18 protein-coding genes are annotated in these 17,685 nt (G+C 31.7%); all 18 read right to left on the bottom strand.

Translation table 11 applies throughout. The features are described from left to right. The 18 genes from CHRY9293_RS03430 to rfbB all read right to left on the bottom strand — a co-directional run bounded on the left by CHRY9293_RS03430 (position 1) and on the right by rfbB (position 17,682). Entirely contained in the window at positions 1–939 is a 939-nt protein-coding gene (locus tag CHRY9293_RS03430; protein WP_162031595.1) for a glycosyltransferase family 2 protein, read from the bottom strand. Then, positions 939–2,735, bottom strand: a complete 1,797-nt coding sequence (gene asnB, locus CHRY9293_RS03425) for an asparagine synthase (glutamine-hydrolyzing) (RefSeq protein WP_162031594.1) — start codon at positions 2,733–2,735, stop codon at positions 939–941. Before asnB ends, CHRY9293_RS03430 begins: the two co-directional genes overlap by 1 nt. Before the next feature lie 27 nt (positions 2,736–2,762). Further along, positions 2,763–3,518, bottom strand: a complete 756-nt coding sequence (locus tag CHRY9293_RS03420; RefSeq protein ID WP_162031593.1) for a class I SAM-dependent methyltransferase — start codon at positions 3,516–3,518, stop codon at positions 2,763–2,765. A gap of 25 nt (positions 3,519–3,543) precedes the next feature. Further along, positions 3,544–4,212, bottom strand: coding sequence for a Rossmann-fold NAD(P)-binding domain-containing protein (locus tag CHRY9293_RS03415; protein WP_162031592.1), 669 nt, complete (start codon positions 4,210–4,212; stop codon positions 3,544–3,546). Positions 4,213–4,286: 74 nt separating this feature from the next. Continuing rightward, on the bottom strand, positions 4,287–5,228 hold the full coding sequence (locus CHRY9293_RS03410) for a glycosyltransferase family 2 protein (protein ID WP_162031591.1): 942 nt from the start codon (positions 5,226–5,228) through the stop codon (positions 4,287–4,289). After that, the gene (locus tag CHRY9293_RS03405) at positions 5,228–6,316 is read right to left on the bottom strand and encodes a glycosyltransferase WbsX family protein (RefSeq protein ID WP_162031590.1); all 1,089 of its coding nucleotides are present in this window, start codon (positions 6,314–6,316) and stop codon (positions 5,228–5,230) included. Before CHRY9293_RS03405 ends, CHRY9293_RS03410 begins: the two co-directional genes overlap by 1 nt. A 12-nt stretch (positions 6,317–6,328) precedes the next feature. Continuing rightward, on the bottom strand, positions 6,329–6,943 hold the full coding sequence (locus CHRY9293_RS03400; RefSeq protein ID WP_162031589.1) for a DapH/DapD/GlmU-related protein: 615 nt from the start codon (positions 6,941–6,943) through the stop codon (positions 6,329–6,331). Continuing rightward, entirely contained in the window at positions 6,940–8,448 is a 1,509-nt protein-coding gene (locus CHRY9293_RS03395; protein WP_162031588.1) for a glycosyltransferase, read from the bottom strand. Before CHRY9293_RS03395 ends, CHRY9293_RS03400 begins: the two co-directional genes overlap by 4 nt. After that, complete coding sequence (locus CHRY9293_RS03390) at positions 8,435–9,538, bottom strand: DegT/DnrJ/EryC1/StrS family aminotransferase (RefSeq protein ID WP_162031587.1); 1,104 nt, start codon at positions 9,536–9,538, stop codon at positions 8,435–8,437. Before CHRY9293_RS03390 ends, CHRY9293_RS03395 begins: the two co-directional genes overlap by 14 nt. Positions 9,539–9,583: 45 nt before the next feature. Continuing rightward, on the bottom strand, positions 9,584–11,080 hold the full coding sequence (locus tag CHRY9293_RS03385) for a hypothetical protein (RefSeq protein WP_162031586.1): 1,497 nt from the start codon (positions 11,078–11,080) through the stop codon (positions 9,584–9,586). 16 nt (positions 11,081–11,096) lie between these two features. After that, positions 11,097–12,035 carry a glycosyltransferase gene (locus tag CHRY9293_RS03380; protein WP_162031585.1) on the bottom strand — a complete coding sequence of 313 codons (939 nt, stop codon included), beginning with the start codon at positions 12,033–12,035 and terminating at the stop codon, positions 11,097–11,099. Between the two features lie 25 nt (positions 12,036–12,060). Further along, entirely contained in the window at positions 12,061–12,612 is a 552-nt protein-coding gene (locus CHRY9293_RS03375; RefSeq protein ID WP_162031584.1) for an acyltransferase, read from the bottom strand. Next, positions 12,602–13,024, bottom strand: a complete 423-nt coding sequence (locus tag CHRY9293_RS03370) for a sugar 3,4-ketoisomerase (protein ID WP_162031583.1) — start codon at positions 13,022–13,024, stop codon at positions 12,602–12,604. Before CHRY9293_RS03370 ends, CHRY9293_RS03375 begins: the two co-directional genes overlap by 11 nt. Then, positions 13,014–13,415 (bottom strand): sugar 3,4-ketoisomerase, encoded by a 402-nt coding sequence (locus CHRY9293_RS03365; protein ID WP_162031582.1) that lies wholly within the window; start codon positions 13,413–13,415, stop codon positions 13,014–13,016. Before CHRY9293_RS03365 ends, CHRY9293_RS03370 begins: the two co-directional genes overlap by 11 nt. Continuing rightward, positions 13,412–14,671, bottom strand: a complete 1,260-nt coding sequence (locus tag CHRY9293_RS03360) for an ABC transporter ATP-binding protein (protein WP_162031581.1) — start codon at positions 14,669–14,671, stop codon at positions 13,412–13,414. The genes CHRY9293_RS03365 and CHRY9293_RS03360 overlap by 4 nt, the downstream gene beginning before the upstream one ends. Before the next feature lie 36 nt (positions 14,672–14,707). Continuing rightward, on the bottom strand, positions 14,708–15,556 hold the full coding sequence (locus CHRY9293_RS03355; protein WP_162031580.1) for an ABC transporter permease: 849 nt from the start codon (positions 15,554–15,556) through the stop codon (positions 14,708–14,710). A gap of 167 nt (positions 15,557–15,723) precedes the next feature. Next, positions 15,724–16,587 (bottom strand): glucose-1-phosphate thymidylyltransferase RfbA, encoded by an 864-nt coding sequence (gene rfbA / locus CHRY9293_RS03350; protein WP_162031579.1) that lies wholly within the window; start codon positions 16,585–16,587, stop codon positions 15,724–15,726. 15 nt (positions 16,588–16,602) lie between these two features. Then, positions 16,603–17,682: a dTDP-glucose 4,6-dehydratase gene (gene rfbB, locus CHRY9293_RS03345; protein ID WP_162031578.1), complete on the bottom strand. Its 1,080-nt coding sequence runs from the start codon at positions 17,680–17,682 to the stop codon at positions 16,603–16,605. Between the last annotated feature and the right edge of the window lie 3 nt (positions 17,683–17,685).

The raw sequence follows: 17,685 nt of genomic DNA, 5'->3' as shown, positions 1-17,685 counted from the left end.
TTACCGTTTAAGGTAGGCAAAACGATATTGAGTTTTTAATATTTTTGGATTTTTTATAGATTCTAAAATGATACAAAAAAACTTTTTTACCCCACTTTTTAAAGATAAATCAAACGATTTATATCTTAAATAAATGTTTTTTTGATATTGTTTAGGTACTTTATGATGCAAGGCCCAGTCATATTGTGATTGCCATAAGAGAAATTGTCTTTGATTATATTCATGGGAATATTTAATAATTTTTGTAATTCTATTATCATCATGAACTCCTCTTACAGCTACAGCGTGGTCTATGATTCCCGATTTTAAATAACAATGATATGCTAATTTTATAATGAAATCAGAGTCTTGGTGAACTCGAAGATCTTTATTGAATCTTAAATTATGGGCTTCTATGGAGGATCTTCTTAGAGTAAGTGCGTTTAAATGAAAAAAGGTACCAAATACTTTTGGTGTCAATCCTAATAATCCTTTAAATACTTCTTTTCCTTCTGCTGGATAGTTAACGGTAGTAAGAGTAGTATCTGAAAATTTAGATTGAAATTCCTTTCGCCCTTTTTCGGTTATATATTCAATACTGATTGCTCCAAATACGCCTTCAATTTTGGGGTCTTCAAATAGTTTTTTTTCGGAATTAAATCTATTGGGAAGATAGTAATCGTCAGCATCTAAAAAAGTAATGAATGTTCCTGTTGATTTTTCAATTCCCAAATTTCTGGAAGCAGCCGCTCCATGATTTTCTTTATCAGGATGTTGAAATAGTTTTATTTTTGGATTTTCAGAAACGAGTCTTTTGCATAGCTCTAATGAATTGTCTGTTGATTTGTCTTCAATTAAAATAATTTCTTTAACTTCATTAAAATGCACTGCAGAATTTACTGATTTTTCAAGGAATTCAGCAGCATTATATACGGGGATTATGACAGAAACTTCAAACATTATAGTATAGATTCGTTATTATGAGCCCAAAGAGCAAGTTGTAGTAAATTCCAATGTTTATGATCCTTATTCAAAAACTTTTGTGCCCTATCAAAATCAATATATTTAAAGACTTTTTGATCTCGATTTTTAAGCAGATCATTGGATAAGTTGATGAGGTTCTCTTCTTCAAACCAACTTTCCAATCCCATTCCAAAGCCTTGTTTATGACGATTTCTTATGGTCTCTGTCCAGTAGGCACCCATCGCTTCACGAAGGATGATTTTATCATTATTGTGGTCAAGTTTTAATTGTTCCGGGAGTTGAATGCAAAATTCTGCAAAATCTAAATCTAAGAAAGGGGTTCTTACTTCTAATGAATTAGCCATAGCCATTCTATCAGATTTTACCATCATATCAGAAGGAACATAGTTTTCAAGGTCGACCCTCATAATATCATTCAATGAATCAGGATTCGGTGTAAAGCTATATTCCTGACTATATTCCGCGGAAATCCCTAATAATCTTCGTTCATCTTTATTGAAGGCATTTTTTACAGAATTTAAATGAAAGTCTAAGATAGATGAGTATTCTATATTTTTCTGAGAAAGATAAGATGAGGTCCTAAATTTTTGATATAATTTCAATCCAAATTTTGCTATAATACTTTTATAACTAAAATGATTTCTCATTTTATTTTCAACGGTATAATAATGGTATCCTCCAAATAGCTCATCGCCCACATCCCCTGATAATACTACGGTAAGATTTTTTCTGGCATTTTTACAAATTTCATAATGAGGAATATAGGAAGTATTTTCAAATGGTTCATCTAGAAACTTTGAAACTTTCAAAAGAGAGGTCGCTAAATCTTCTTTTTTTTCATGGACTTCAATATGATTGGTTTTGTATTTTTCCGCAATCTCTTTTGCGTATTTTAGTTCGTTATCTTTATGATCATATCCAAAACTAATGGTTGTTTGTTGGGGTAAAAATTCATTCACCAAAGCAACTATAGTAGATGAGTCTAGGCCACCACTTAAAAAGCTTCCAACTTCTACATCCGCAATAAGTTGTTTTTTAACTGCGTTTTTTAATAAGTAGAAAAACTCTTCTTTGGCATCCGATAAGCTTAAATTTCTGTCTTTAGTGGGTAAACTGTAATAACGCGAAATACTTAATTTGTTATTTCTCCAAATCAACTGATGAGCTGGAGGAAGTATATAAATATTACTATAAATACTTTGATAGGAGCTTACATATCCATATTGAAGATAATGGGATAGAGCCTTTTGGTCTACTGTGGGCTGAATTAATCCTGATGCAAGAATAGCTTTAATTTCTGACGCAAAAATAAATTCATTATGAGGGCCAATAGCATAATAAAAAGGTTTCTCTCCAAATCGATCTCTTGCACAAAAAAGCTGTTTCTTTTCTTCATCCCAGATTGCAAAGGAAAACATTCCGGGTAAATCATGAATGAGATTTTCCTGTTTTCTTTGATACATAGCGAGAATAACCTCAGTATCGGAACCTCCACGATAAGGATACTCTGGATACTGTTTTTTTATATCAAGATAACCATAGATTTCACCGTTGAGAACAATACACTCATTCTGGGTATTTGAAAACATAGGCTGTTTACCATTTTCAGATAAATCTATAATTGATAACCTACGATGTCCTAATGCCGCATTTTCGTAAAACTCATGATGAGCAGAATCTGGACCACGATGCGCTATGGCATTTGTCATTTTCTGAATTTCATTTTGGTAGTTTTTTGCATTAGGTGTTATAATTCCGGCTATTCCACACATATATTCTAATGTTTGCTTTTTCTTGTTTTATGTATTTTTCTTTTCACAAAAGAAAATGTCTTCAGCAGGATTTACTCCTAACTTTTTGTATTTTTCCGAAATATTAACTTTGTTTACAAGAAAACCAGCACTTTCTAATCGGGAAAAATAATCTTGTCCATAAATTCTAACATGATCAAATTGTCCAAAGAGTTCCTCCCTCTTCTTTGGATCAGAAATGGTGAAATCTTCATGAGTTGATTGATTGTTTTTAGAAATAGGGACTTGTAGTATGGCTTTGCCTCCAGGTTTCAGTACTCTGCGTAGTTCAGTCATCGCCTCGATATCTTGAGGTATATGCTCCAAAACGTGATTGCAGATTACAATATCAAAATGATTGTCTTCGTAGGGAATATTCAAAATATTAATATTTTTTACATAATCTGGGTAGTGATATCCAGGTGTATGTAAGTCTCCGCATATATATTCGTTGAAATTTTTGTTCAAAAGAATTTTTGATAATTTTATTTCAGGGGCAATATGTAAGATGCGGGTTTCTGGAGGTAGTTTTAGTTCTTCAATGATAAAGGCATATAAAAGTCTCTCTCTATCTCGAGAGTGACATTTATAGCACCCTGCCGGTCTTCTTCCTCCTCCGATTACCTGCTTTTCTCTTAGCACTGGTAAATCATGTCCCACAACCTCCAGTGATTTTGAGGAATATCCACAAAAAGGGCAATGGTAGTTCGATCCAGAAAAGTAAATGAGCTTTAATTTTTTTTTGATTTTTTGTAATAGTTGCATTTGTGTGAGTTATTTTCGGTATAAATCATATATATAAAGCGATCGTTTTATCTAAATATTTTGTAGCGGATATATTTTCAAAATAATCGTAGATCAATTTTTCGAATTCAATATCATAAAAATCACCTTCATTTATGATCTCATAACAAGCTTTACGACCCAGATATTTTTCTAAAGAAAAGACAATATCTATGGGAGCAAACTGATGAGGGTAGGAAAGGTTTATAATTTTTTTATTTATTGAATTTAAATGTAAATTTATAAATAATGCAATATCATTCACGCCTATAATAGATCTTCCAGCATTTTTATGTACCCATATTTTTGTTCTACTTTCAATCGAGTTTTTTAGAAAATTAATAAGAGTATTTGGGTTTCCTCCTTTACCTATCGCATTCCCAATTCTAAAAATAGCAAAATTTTCAAAATCCTGAACTATTTTAGACTCAATGTTTAGTTTGTGAAGCACATATGGGCTTTGGGTTTTTGAGCTATCATAAATACTACAAGTCGAAAAATAGACTAACTTTTTATTTGCATTTTTTTCAAGAGTTGTTTGTAAAAGAGTAATTTCTCTTTCAAACTCGCTATTTCTTGTTTCTAAAGAGTTTGATACTCCTGACGCAAAGAAAATAATATCGTCTCTGTCGTAGGGAATCAAAGCATTAGCTAATATTCCATTTCCAATAATCATTTAATTTTTTTTCTATTTAGATAGAGATTAAGATGATGAGGTTTTGTTCGATCTATGCAATGTATGCAAAAATTTTATGCGTTGTTTTTTAATGCATAGTATCTGTATCTTGTTTTTAAAAGCTGAGGATTAAAAAGAGAGTATCTAAAAAAGCTCAAAAATTTTATTATTCCTTTTTGGCTTGCTATTTTTGTAGATAAATATTGATATTTAAAAAGTTCAAGCGCTTTTTCATGCATACCCTTTTCTTTTCTAGCCCATTCGTATAATGCTTTAAAAATAAGAGATTGATGATGAAAATAATCAGCAGAATAATTTTTAATTTTTGTAATTGTATTATTTTCATGACCGGTACGAACCGCAACAGGAGTACTAATAAAACCAGATTTTAAATTTGCTAAATAAGATAGCTTAACTATAAACTCTTTATCTTCTCCAATTTTTAAATTTTCATTAAGTCTTAGCGTAGGATTTTCCAATACACTTTTTTTAATCGTAAGTGCAATCATAGAGAAAAACGTACCAAACTCTTGATTTATCTGTGACAATCCATAAAATACCTCGATGCCTTCGGCTTCCTGATAGACCGTTGTTAATCCATCATTACCAAACTTTTCCATATATTCATCTTTGCCTTTTTGAGTTACAAATTCAGTTGAGATGGCACCAAAAACACCATCGATTTTTGGGTCTTTAAAGTATTCTCTTTCCGCATCAAATCGATTAGGTAAATAATAGTCGTCGGCATCCAAAAAGGTAATGAATTCTTTTGATGCTCTTTCAATGCCAAAATTTCGTGTATAGGAAACACCATGATTCTTTTTATCATGATGTTGTAAAAATTTTACGACCTCATTATGCTCGCTAACTTTTTTACAAATCTCAATGGAGCCATCTGTTGAGCCATCATCTATTAACAAAATCTCCTTGACCTCCGGAAACTGCAATGCAGATTGTACTGCTTTATCTATAAAAGATACCGCATTATACACCGGGATAATTACTGATATCTGCATTAATCAATATTATTTTCACTTTTAAAAACCTCTAAGTATGCCCTTCCAAATCGTCTGTCGGGTTCTAGATAATTACCTTCTGCCCATTCGTTCCAGGATTTTATGAAAATAATTCTTTCTTCTTCCGGTTTATCCTGCACTAAATTGAGGGCATCTTTTAGATGTTGCCTGAACAATTCAGGATTAGAATCGTGTAAGACCAAAGTTTTACCTTTACTTCTAGGCGAGTGATCCCAGTTGGGAAATAAAGTCGGAATCACATTTTTATATCTAGACTCTTCTCCTAATAAGACTTTTATAGCATCTTTATATTCATATTTAGGGATATCTTTAGCAAAATTTTTAAGTTTATGCTCAAGCTTTTCTTTCAGGCTAAGTTTGGGTTTTGGAAGTTGTCTTTGTACTTCATTCATACGGACCACGTTTACTGCGTCTAGACCCAAATCCAACATTTCTTGGTATCTTCTAAAATCAAAAAGATGGCCTACAAAATAAAATCCCTCCAAGCCATTTTCTTTAGCCAGTTTATTCCACAAATCCAAAAATATTTGAACGTTAGGAATATCAAAAGCTTTATAAATAACGAACAAAGGTTTATTATTTACCTTGATATATCTACTATCCTTAAGAGCGGGCAGGATCTCATAAAAATGAGCTGTATAATCTTCAATACCCGGATAGGTTTGTTCTACTAGTATCTGATCATTTAATCCATGCCAAATACCTTTCCAGGTTTCATTTGCCCAGGCTAGGCAGAAAGGAAAATTTGGTTTTCCACTTTCTACTACTTCTTTAAAAACACGATCTAAAATTCGTTTTCCATTTCCAAACCAATAATGCCAATAACAAAAACCTTCAATACCATGTTCTCTGGCAAGATCAGCTTGTTGTTGACGTATTTCAGGAATACGTAAATCATAAAATCCCAATTCACTGGGTAAGTTGGGCTGATGATGTCCTGGAAAAAGCGGTTTTGCCTTGGTGACATTGGTCCATTCCGTAAATCCTTTTTCCCACCATTCATCATTTTCAGGAATAGGATAATATTGTGGTAAATAATATGCAATCGCTCTAACTCGTGTTTTCATTTAATTTGTTAATTATTTTTCTAGTGTTTTTATCAGTTTGGCAGGTATTCCAGCAATCACTGAGTTTTCCGGGAAACTTTTGTTGACTACAGAATTTGCACCTATTATAGAGTTTTTCCCAATTGTAACACCAGGTAGTATACATACTCCTTCGCCTATCCATACATTGTCTTCAATAACTACAGGTCCTTTAGATGATAGTGGCCTTTCACTGGGAACTTTATTTAAATCCACTCCACTGATCTCTCCATGATAATGATCTGATATATATATTCTGCTTGCCATTAGAACATTATTACCAATCGTAATTTTGTCTATAGCACCAATATGAACATCAGAATTAAAAATAACATTATCGCCAATTAATATTTCTGGATTAAATTTTTGACCGTAAAAACTATCCCATGCTTCTAATCTTAAATTGAATAAAGAACTAAAGTTTTCTCCCATCGAGATATATTGGGGGTTTTTGATCCAAAATATTTCGGGTAAACGAGAGTTTTTTCCAAACGTCTTAAAGTTCGATTTAGCCCATGCATCATTTTTAGCTTGTTGATAACTCTTATAAACGTTGGAATTAATAACGTTGAATATAAATTTTATGATATGGTGTTTGAAAAAATTCATAGTTTTCTTGCTAATCGAAAATACAATGTTTTTGCCATATTTTTGGCTTTATTTATATAGTTTTTATAATATTCTAATTGATTGCCAGGTAGGATTTTATACTTTTCTTGTGGGGAAAGATAGGTATTGATTGTCTTTTCATAAGCTGGATTGTAGAAGTTTTCCGATTCTATCATTAATGCATTAAAAGAATCATAAGAATCATGAACATCTTCTCTTTTCTCTAAAAAAGCCATTGGGTTTTCTCCGTCAAATATTTTATTTAAATTTTCAGCAAATTCTTCTTCACTAATCATAAGATCATGGCCTGCATTTATATTTTTTTCTTTCTTATGCTCATTGGAGAATTGCTCTATTAAGCCCTCTAAGTGATCAATATTTTTAAAACGATCAGATTTGTAAAAAAGATCTTTTAAATCATTAAAAAGGCTTCGAGGATTTACGTAAGCAAAAACAGGCAAATCTGCAGCAACAGCCGTTTGTGTCATTAAAGCACCTGTAAACGGAAATGTAGAAATATAATAGTCGACCCGTTTCATGATTTGATACAAGTCATATCGATCTCCAATGAGAAATATACGGTTATTTAATTGACGCTTATTGATAAATTGATTAATAGCAGTTCCATTACCACTCCCTGCAAATACAAAAATGAGATCGTCATCCAATTGTAAGAGTTTATGAATAGTTTCCAAAAACTCTAATTCATTTCCCAGAATTTTATAAAATGTACTTCCTGAAAATATGATTTTTTTGTTTTCTGTATCAAAGTCAAAACCTTGAAACGGGACTTTTGATAGAATAGGATAATAAGGAAGAATCCGATTTTTATGACTAGGAATATTTCTTAATTGTTCAGATAGATTCAAACCATAGGAACGAAATTCAATATTAACATCTGTAATATCTACTCCCAACCAAAACGTATGGTCAGTTAAATTTATTTGATATCTTTTAATTCCTTTTATGATATAAAAAGCCATATAAGCTATAGTATCCCAAGGAATTAAATGCATTAATACATGTTCTGGTTTTTCCTTTAAAATAATTTTGAACAAACTTTCACACAGTTCTATCCTATTATTTCCTTCCAAGTAATAGATTTCCTTATTATCGTAGTTTTCGATTTCGGATAAAATAGCTTCATTTTTATAGTGTCTGTTTTTATTTTCAAAAACAAGAACTATTCGTTTATTCAATTTTTGTAAGGCCCGTAAATACTGTTGGGTTAGTCCTCTATTATCATACCCGAAATAATCATAAAATAAAACAACATCTTTCGTTGGAATGATACTTTTTGTTTCAAAAAGAGATTCCGCAATTGTTTTTAAAGAATCTTCTAATTCTTTATCATACAATGTCTTATTGAAACTATAATTGTATTGTAAATGCGTAGATAATTCTATCAGTCTTAAAGCTAAATCATAGTTTTTCTGACTAATAGATTGTTTTAAATTCTTTTTTAGAATTTGGTCAATATGGATAAGTTTTTTATTCGAAACCATTTAAGACTGAAATTATTTTTTCAATATCTTCTTTCTTTATTATAGAAGAAATAGGTAAACTCAATACTTCTTCATGAATTTTTTCACTAATAGGAAAGGAAAGTTCATTCCATTCCTTATATGCCTCTTGTTTATGAGGAGGAATAGGGTAGTGAATGAGCGTTTGGATTCCGTTCTCCGTAAGATATTGTTGAAGTCTATCTCTATCAGTAGTCCTAATCACAAATAAATGCCAAACATGTTCCTTTTCTTTATCAGGATATTCTGGTAAGGTTATTTGGGGATTGGATATGCCTTGTATAAATTGTTTGGCAACCTCCCTTCTTTTGTTATTTTCTTCGTCAATATAGTTTAATTTTACCTCCAATACGGCAGCCTGAATTTCATCTAATCTGGAGTTTAATCCCTTATAAATATTGATATACTTCTGATTGGAACCGTAATTTGCAAGGGCTCTTATTGTTTGCGCTAGCTTTTCGTCATTTGTGGTTATACCTCCCGCGTCTCCTAAAGCCCCCAGATTTTTACCTGGGTAAAAGCTGAAGCCGGCAGCATCGCCTAAATTTCCGGATTTTTTATCATTCCATTCTGCTCCGATTGCTTGTGCATTATCTTCAATGACTTTCAAGTTATATTGGGTGGCTAAACTTGTTAATACTTCTGAAAAAACAACTCTTCCATATAAATGTACAATCAAAATACCTTTAGTCTTTGGAGTTATCTTTTCTTCAATTTTTAATATATCAATATTGTAGTTATCAATATCTGGTTCCACTAGTATAGGAACAAGTCCATTATCTGAAATGGCAAGAATAGAGGCAATATAAGTATTAGAGGGAACAATAATCTCATCACCGGGTTTCATAAATCCCATTTCGATATAAGCACGTAAGATAAGACGTAATGCATCTAATCCATTTGCTACACCAATAGCATGCTTCGCTCCAGTATATTGAGACAGTTTTTTCTCAAAGTTGGAAAGTGCACCTCCCATAAGATACCATCCCGAACGAAAAACTTCTAAAAGTTTAGCTTCGATTTCTTCTTGATATTGTAAATTGATTTGTTGTAAGTCTAAAAATTTGATCATCAGGATAAAAATTTATGTTATAAAACATCTTAGATTAATTATTTTCTAATCTATATTGGTTTGTTGACTCTTTTTTAAAATTGTGTATGTTATTAAATATATAATTATAAATATTGCTCCATACCAAATAGAATTAGTTTCAGATAACCACGGACCTTGAAATTGGAAATAACGTTGGGCAGGGAAATCGGAAATATCTTTATCCTTAAGAGCATAAAATAAAAATCCCTCGGGTAAATCAATGATATACCAAAAACGAGACCATATTAATTGGAATATAAATATCCCCAAAACAAGATTAGCACTAAATTTATAATTTTTGAGCGAATCTAAAAATATAAATAAAACAAAAGGAAATAATTGTAAAAATTGTCTTGTTTCTGTTCCTAAAATAGAAAATATAATAAAAAGGGTAAAAATTATTTTTTGAAATGAATCTAAATTATTCTTAGCATATAGAAATAAAACTTTGTGAAAAAATAAAATAAAGACCACAAATAGGCCATAATATATAAAATGCGTGATCATAAACTTTAGGGGAAATGAAAGGATTTGATATAGGAGATTGGCTATAAAACTTGTGGATGAAAAAGCTTTAGTTCCTTGGAAATTAACACTTAAGTACTTCGAAACTGATAAATAAAATAAAAGTATTCCTATAGACGAATAAAATGTAGGAGAAATAAAACCTTTATAGCGTACTGATACATTATTTGCTATCTGAAGGAGTTGTTTCACCGCAAAATATAAAAATATAATGAATGTTAATATAGTAAGTGGAATAAAATTTTGAGACATTTGATTAGCAAAATCAGCATTTGCTTTTGTAGTGATAAAATCATATCTTATGTAACAAATGCTTACTAAAAATAATAAGGCAAAACTAAGAATACTCCATAGCCATTTATTAAAATTCTTATTTATATTTAATCCCTTTTCATCAAATGTAATAATATCAGATAGCATTACTCCTAATACAATGAGTATGGTTGTAGGAAAAATAAACATACATATTAACAAAAGGGAGTAAAATAAGATCTTCTTTTTTGTAAGATAGTAATAGTACAGTATAATTCCCGATGTGAAACCAAACATATCCATCAGAATAGAATAAAAACTAGAGAATTTCATAACGAAAAAATTCACAAATAAGAAGCAAAACCCAATAGCAATAAGATTTGAAGAATAATTTTTTATTTTTATAATCTTAAAGTAATAATAACATCCTAATAAAATACTTAAAAAGTTTAGGCCTAAAAAAATATTTTGAATAGTTTCATTACTGTAGTCTAATTGTAAAAAACGGATAATATAATGAGCAATTCCAGGAACTAATAACCTGGAAATATAATAAGAGTCAAAACTTTTATGATGAAAAAGATCAGGCAAATATCTTATAATCTCTAGATAACTTTTCTCGTCAAAATCCTTTGCATATTTGAAAGGAAACCTATCGTTGCCAAGGAATGTAAGAGTTAGGCACAATAAAAAAACACCTAAAATATAATAAATGGGTTGTATTTTGTTTAAATATTTAAGCATAGGGTTCTCAATTTCCTTATTTATCTTTTATAATGTACGTGGGACGATCTTTTACTTCTTCAAAAATTCTCCAAATATATTCGGCAATAACTCCCAATGAAAAAAGAATTAAACCACCAAAGAAAGAGATGAATAAAATAATGCTTGTCCAGCCTCTAGGTAGCATATCTCCAAGTAAATCACTATTGGAAATTTTGAGATATGAATAAAAAAGAATCAACAGAAAAGATATTAAAGAAACCCAAAGTCCCAGGTTAAAAATAAATTTAATGGGGAATGAAGAGGAAGAAAAAAAAGTATCTTTTGCTAATCTCCATTTTTTTTTAGCGGTCCAACGAGATTTTCCGTTAATACCTATTGGTCTGCTATATCCATAAAAATAAGGATTAAAACCAAGTCTTAAGATTTCGACAACTGTAGAGGTGTTTCGCGGATGAATTCTGGTATTAAGAATATCTATGATTTCTCTGTCTATGAAAAATAAATCAGCTCCTCCTGTAGGAAATTGAACTTCCGTTAATCGATTCATGATTTTATAGTATGTTTCCGAAAATATTTTGCTTTTCCAATGATCTTCTCTCGTAATTCTATGGGGGATGATGATTTTTTCGCCATTTAGCCAGAGATTATACATATCTATAATTGTTTCATAAGGTTGTTGTTCATCATCAACAATAGGCAATGCACAAGCTCCTGTGCTTAATGAAAGACCTGCAAAAATGGAATAATGACTGGTATAGTTTTTACTTAATTGAAAGGCTTTTACATTAGTTTCTTGTTGCTCTAGCTGTAATGAGATTTTATATGAATTATCCTTAGATCCGTCATCTATAATAATAAATTCGAAAGGGATATTATGTTGTGATAATAATTTTTTAACAGTTTCATACACCTTTAAAATGCGGTATTCACTGTAATAAGAAAGTAAAATTAAAGATAACTTTTTCGATTCCATTTGAGGACTTTTTACATGTTTCGCATTATAGCTTTTTAATTAATACTGTATCATCAAAAAAATATTCATTTCCAAATGAGTCTTTTAGGTCATTATTAAGGAGAGTCCCATCGGCTGTGATATAGCCTTTTTGAATGGCAGGATTTCCATACCAAACGGTATTTGCAGGAATGTTTTTTGTGACAACACTTCCTGCGCCTATTAATGAATTTGCACCAATTGTATTCCCTGCAACAATGGTGGAGTTAGCTCCTATTGATGCTCCTTTGTTGACTCTAGTTTTTTTAAATTCTACAGGATATTGTTTAGACCTTGGTACTAGATCATTAGTGAATGTTACATTCGGACCCACAAATACATTATCTTCCAAGATAACACCGTCCCAAATTTGTACACCTGGCTTTATGGTTACATTATTACCAATAACTACATCATTTTCAATAAAGACATTACAATTGATATTACAGTTATTGCCAATCTGAGCATTCTTTAAAATAACACAAAATTGCCAAATAGTAGTTTCTTCACCAATATGCTCAGTTTGTACATCAGCTAAATTGTGAATCTTATAGTTCATTCTGTACTTTTAAAAAGGTTTCATAACTTCTAATATAATCTTTTTCATTGTAAAGGTGAGATGCCAATACCAAACAGATTGCTCCTGAAGAAAAATTGATTTCGGAAGCCCAAATTCCGGGAGGAATATGTAATCCTATATCAGGACGGTTCAGAAAAACCTGTCTTTTAAACTTACCATCATCAAGAGAAACCTCAAAGCTTCCACTTGCGGCAACCAAGAATTGGTGACATTCTTTATGAGAATGAGCTCCTCTGCTTTCACCTCCAACAATATCATACAAATAAAAAACTCTTTTTATATTAAATGGAAATGAGGAATTGTTTTCTACTACAGTAAGATTTCCTTCATCAAAACTTATTTTTCCCAAATCAATAACGCTACAGTCGAATACCGAAATTTTATTTTCCATTTGCTAATGTTTTAAAATCTTCAAAGTTTCTTATATAATCATGTTCATTGTAATGTTTATCAGAAACAATGAGCGCAAGAGAATTGGTGGAAAAGTTTTCTAATTTACGCCAAAACATATTAGGAATGTATAAACCATAATATGATCTGTTTAAGGAAAATTTCTTTTCTTCTTTACCGTCATGTATGATGACATCAAAACTTCCTGAAAGGGCAATAATAAACTCTTGTTGTTCTTTAAATGCATGACTTCCTCTCGTTTCTCCACCGGGAACATCATAAATCCAATAGGTCCTTTCTATTTGAAAAGGCAATTGATTAGGTTGCTCAAAAAAGGAAAGATTACCTCTTTTGTCATATATTTTGGGAAGTTCTATAATGTGCGGTATCATGGTGTTTGTATATTATATTCAAAATGAGGTCTTGTTACTCCCGGATATATATGAAGTTTATTTCCCACTTTCACATTTTCTACTTCAAATCCAATGAAATTGTCAATTCCAAATAAAAGAACTGTTTGATCTTTTCCAAAATATAATTTGAAATAATAATTGCCTGCATTGAGTAAGCCTGCCGGAATATCAAATTCTACAATATATTCTCCGATTTTGGAATCTTGATTTTTAGCTGCGAAAGCTCCTACATGAAAAATAACAAGTTCTTCATAATTTCTTAGCTCAAATGTGGTATCAAGAGTAATATTAGGGCAGTAGTTTTGGAAAACTAATTTAACATGAACTCCGGAATCAATATCAATTAAGCTTCCACTGATAGGAGCTACGAAAAACTCTTTAATTCTGATGTTTTCATTTCCAACAGCATTTTCTATATTACCATCATAAAAATAAGAATTTGCAGTGGTGCTATTTTTTTGATATTCAATAATGGTATCCAGCATATTACCCTGATAATTGATCATGCCTTGATTTAAAAGAATACCATTGTTACACAGTTCTTTAACTGCCGTCATATTATGGCTTACAAAAAGTATGGTTCTTCCTTCTCCTTTAGTCACATCTCCCATTTTTCCTAAACATTTTTTTTGAAAATCTGCATCTCCAACAGCTAATACTTCATCTACGATTAAAATTTCAGATTCTAAATGAGCTGCAACCGCAAAAGCAAGACGTACATACATCCCTGAAGAATATCTTTTTACTGGGGTGTCAATATATCTTTCCACGCCGGAAAAGTCAACTATTTCATCAAATTTTCGGGCTATTTCTTTTCGAGTCATTCCAAGAATTGCTCCATTGAGATATACATTTTCGCGACCTGTCATTTCTGGATGGAATCCTGTTCCAACTTCTAGTAACGAAGCAATACGCCCACGAGTATAAATTTTACCGGTAGTAGGTTTTGTAACTTTACTGAGTAGCTTTAGAAGGGTTGATTTTCCTGCTCCGTTTCTTCCTATAATTCCAATGGCATCTCCTTGTTCTATTTCGAAATTAATATCACGGAGTGACCAAACATATTCGGAATTTCCTTTGGAAGTTCTGTCATTGGTTTCACCAATTTTTAGATAAGGGTCTTCTTTTCCTCTTAGCTTATGCCAGAATCGGTTGAGGTCATGCGATAGCGTACCTGTGCCAACTTGACCCAGTCGATATTGTTTTGATATATTTTCTGCTTTTAAAGCCAGCATTTTATTTATTTAATTTGGGAAATTTAGATAATTTTTTTAAACTGTGTCCATGAACGTTTTTTCAACCTTGTTGAAAGTTACTGTACCTATTACTAAAAGTATAATAATAATAAAAGTACTGATCATTAACATTGCAGGAGAAAAGTCTCCTACTCCTAGCCAAGCATATTTAAAGCATTCGAAAATTCCTGTTAAAGGATTATAAAATGCCATTTTTTTGAAAATTCCGGGTAAGGAGGATGTAGGATAAATGACAGGGGTAGCATACATGTATAAACTCACTCCAAATCCTAATAGCATACTGAGATCTTTATATTTGGTCGTAAGTGCTGAAAAAATCATTCCAACACCTAAAGCAAATAGAGCCATAAGTAAGATCAAAAAGGGAGTTGCTACAATCCAAATATTAGGATGAATCTCTCCTTTTGATAAGTAATATACCCACCCCATTATGAATAATAGAAATTGTACTGCAAATCGCATCAAGTTAGAAATTACAATAGATAATGGAGATACTAATCTGGGAAAATAAACTTTTCCAAAAATACTTGCATTTCCTACAAATGTTGAGGATGTTCCTAACAAACATGATGAGAAATAATTCCAAAGAGTAACCCCTGCAAGATAAAATAATAGCGGAGGAGCACCATCAGTGGGTAGATTAGCAATTCTTCCAAAAACTATCAAATAGACGATGGTAGTTAATATGGGATTAATAAAAAACCAAATGGGACCTAAGATTGTTTGTTTAAAGCTTGAAACAAAGTCTCTTTTTACAAACATATATACAAGATCTCGATATCTCCAAATTTCTTGAGGTTTTAAGTCAAATAAAGAATGGTTTGCTTCAATCGTTTCCGTCCACTTTTGTTGTGGTTCATTCATTTGTGTAAAAATTTATATAAACTTACAATAATTAATTTCTTTCCTTTCTTTATTTTTTGAATTTTTTATGGCATACAATAGAAAGGTAATAACAAATATATTGAATATATTTATTATTTTATGACAGAAGGATTGGCTTTTATAAGGAATAGATATAGAAAGTTTTTTTATTTAAGTATAAGTTTCTTTAAATATTCGCCATACCCACTTTTGCCATACTTTGCGGCAGTTTCTAATAATTCTTCTTCGTTAATAAATTGATTTCTGAATGCAATTTCTTCAATACATCCTATTTTAAAGCCTTGCCTTTTTTCGATTACTCTTACAAATTCTGAGGCATCATTTAGAGAATCGAAAGTTCCTGTATCAAGCCATGCTGTACCTCTATCTAAAACACCCACCTCAAGTTTATTCTTTTTAAGATATACATTATTGACATCAGTGATTTCGAGTTCACCTCTTGAGGATGGTTGTATGTTTTTGGCAATATTAACTACTTCATTATCATAGAAATATAATCCTGGAACAGCATAGTTGGATTTTGGTTGTAAAGGCTTTTCCTCAATAGAGACGGCTTTGAAATGATCATCAAACTCCACTACACCATATCTCTCGGGATCAGAAACATGATAGGCAAAAACCACACCTCCATCAGGATTAGTTTTATTCTTTAATAAAGTACCCATTTCGGAGCCATAAAAAATATTATCTCCTAAAACCAATGCGGCTGAATCGTTTCCAATAAATTTGTCCCCTAATATAAATGCTTGAGCCAGTCCATCTGGACTTGGCTGTGCCACATATTCTATATTACAACCGATTTGCGAGCCATCACCTAAAAGCTTAATAAAACCTGCTTGATCATAAGGCGTTGTGATGATGAGAATGTCTTTAATGCCCGCCAATAACAATGTTGAAAGAGGGTAGTATATCATCGGTTTATCATAAACAGGCATTAGCTGTTTACTTACGGCTATAGTAAGGGGATAAAGCCTAGTTCCTGAACCACCAGCTAAAATGATACCTTTCATTTATTTTTATTTAGATTAACTATATTGTTTTTCGTAATATTTCTGATAGTCTCCACTTGTTACATTTTCCAACCATTCTTTATTTTCTAAATACCAATCAATTGTTTTAGAAAGTCCTTCTTCAAAAGTTACCGAGGGTTTCCATCCTAAATCTTTGTTTAATTTGGTTGCGTCAATAGCATAACGTTTGTCGTGACCAGGTCTGTCTTTAACGAATGTGATGAGTTTTTCAGAGTATCCCTCAGGCTTTTGGAGTTTTGCATCCATTTGCTTTATCAATTCTTTTACCAGATTAATATTTTGCCACTCGTTAAATCCTCCGATATTGTAAGTTTCTCCTGTCTTTGATTCATGAAATATCTTGTGAATCGCTTTTGCATGATCGATCACGAATAGCCAATCCCTAGTGTATTTGCCGTCTCCATATATTGGTAAAGGTTTTTCATTAATAATATTCGAAATACAAAGAGGGATAAGTTTTTCTGGGAAATGATTTGGGCCATAATTGTTTGAACAATTGGAAACAATGAAGGGCATTCCGTATGTATTTCCATATGCTCTTACCAAATGATCTGATGCCGCTTTGGAAGCGGAATATGGAGATTGTGGATCATAAGATGTGGTTTCTAGGAAAAACCCTGTCTCGCCCAAGCTCCCATATACTTCATCTGTGGAAATATGATAGAACAGATGGGCTCTTTTTTCGTTGGGAAACCTTCCATGAGTATGATCAGAATTTAATGTCCAGAACTCTTTACAGAGATTAAGAAGATTGGCAGTGCCATTCACATTGGTATTGATAAATGCCATTGGATCTGTAATGCTTCTGTCTACGTGACTTTCTGCAGCCAGGTGTATAATGGCATCCGGATTGTATTTTTCAAATACTTTTCTAAGTTCCTCGGGATTTGTAATATCGGCTCTTTCGAAAATATAATTGGGTTCATTTTCGACGTCCTTTAGATTTTCCAAATTTCCTGCATATGTAAGAGCATCTAGATTAATAATTTTGGTTTCAGGATTATTTTTCACAAACTCTCTTACTACATGAGATCCAATAAAACCGGCTCCGCCCGTAATGATTATATTCTTCATTAT

The sequence above is a fragment of the Chryseobacterium potabilaquae genome (assembly GCF_902728265.1).
Classification (GTDB): domain Bacteria; phylum Bacteroidota; class Bacteroidia; order Flavobacteriales; family Weeksellaceae; genus Chryseobacterium; species Chryseobacterium potabilaquae.
This window is presented reverse-complemented; position numbering and strand designations above follow the sequence as displayed.

Coding starts and splice junctions, on each gene's coding strand:
- CHRY9293_RS03355 (WP_162031580.1), bottom strand. CDS start 15,556: ATGAATGAACCACAACAAAAGTGGACGGAAACGATTGAAGCAAACCAT.
- CHRY9293_RS03375 (WP_162031584.1), bottom strand. CDS start 12,612: ATGAACTATAAGATTCACAATTTAGCTGATGTACAAACTGAGCATATT.
- CHRY9293_RS03390 (WP_162031587.1), bottom strand. CDS start 9,538: ATGATCAAATTTTTAGACTTACAACAAATCAATTTACAATATCAAGAA.
- CHRY9293_RS03365 (WP_162031582.1), bottom strand. CDS start 13,415: ATGATACCGCACATTATAGAACTTCCCAAAATATATGACAAAAGAGGT.
- CHRY9293_RS03360 (WP_162031581.1), bottom strand. CDS start 14,671: ATGCTGGCTTTAAAAGCAGAAAATATATCAAAACAATATCGACTGGGT.
- CHRY9293_RS03420 (WP_162031593.1), bottom strand. CDS start 3,518: ATGCAACTATTACAAAAAATCAAAAAAAAATTAAAGCTCATTTACTTT.
- rfbA (WP_162031579.1), bottom strand. CDS start 16,587: ATGAAAGGTATCATTTTAGCTGGTGGTTCAGGAACTAGGCTTTATCCC.
- asnB (WP_162031594.1), bottom strand. CDS start 2,735: ATGTGTGGAATAGCCGGAATTATAACACCTAATGCAAAAAACTACCAA.
- CHRY9293_RS03395 (WP_162031588.1), bottom strand. CDS start 8,448: ATGGTTTCGAATAAAAAACTTATCCATATTGACCAAATTCTAAAAAAG.
- CHRY9293_RS03380 (WP_162031585.1), bottom strand. CDS start 12,035: ATGGAATCGAAAAAGTTATCTTTAATTTTACTTTCTTATTACAGTGAA.
- CHRY9293_RS03405 (WP_162031590.1), bottom strand. CDS start 6,316: ATGAAAACACGAGTTAGAGCGATTGCATATTATTTACCACAATATTAT.
- CHRY9293_RS03370 (WP_162031583.1), bottom strand. CDS start 13,024: ATGGAAAATAAAATTTCGGTATTCGACTGTAGCGTTATTGATTTGGGA.
- CHRY9293_RS03400 (WP_162031589.1), bottom strand. CDS start 6,943: ATGAATTTTTTCAAACACCATATCATAAAATTTATATTCAACGTTATT.
- CHRY9293_RS03385 (WP_162031586.1), bottom strand. CDS start 11,080: ATGCTTAAATATTTAAACAAAATACAACCCATTTATTATATTTTAGGT.
- CHRY9293_RS03415 (WP_162031592.1), bottom strand. CDS start 4,212: ATGATTATTGGAAATGGAATATTAGCTAATGCTTTGATTCCCTACGAC.
- rfbB (WP_162031578.1), bottom strand. CDS start 17,682: ATGAAGAATATAATCATTACGGGCGGAGCCGGTTTTATTGGATCTCAT.
- CHRY9293_RS03410 (WP_162031591.1), bottom strand. CDS start 5,228: ATGCAGATATCAGTAATTATCCCGGTGTATAATGCGGTATCTTTTATA.
- CHRY9293_RS03430 (WP_162031595.1), bottom strand. CDS start 939: ATGTTTGAAGTTTCTGTCATAATCCCCGTATATAATGCTGCTGAATTC.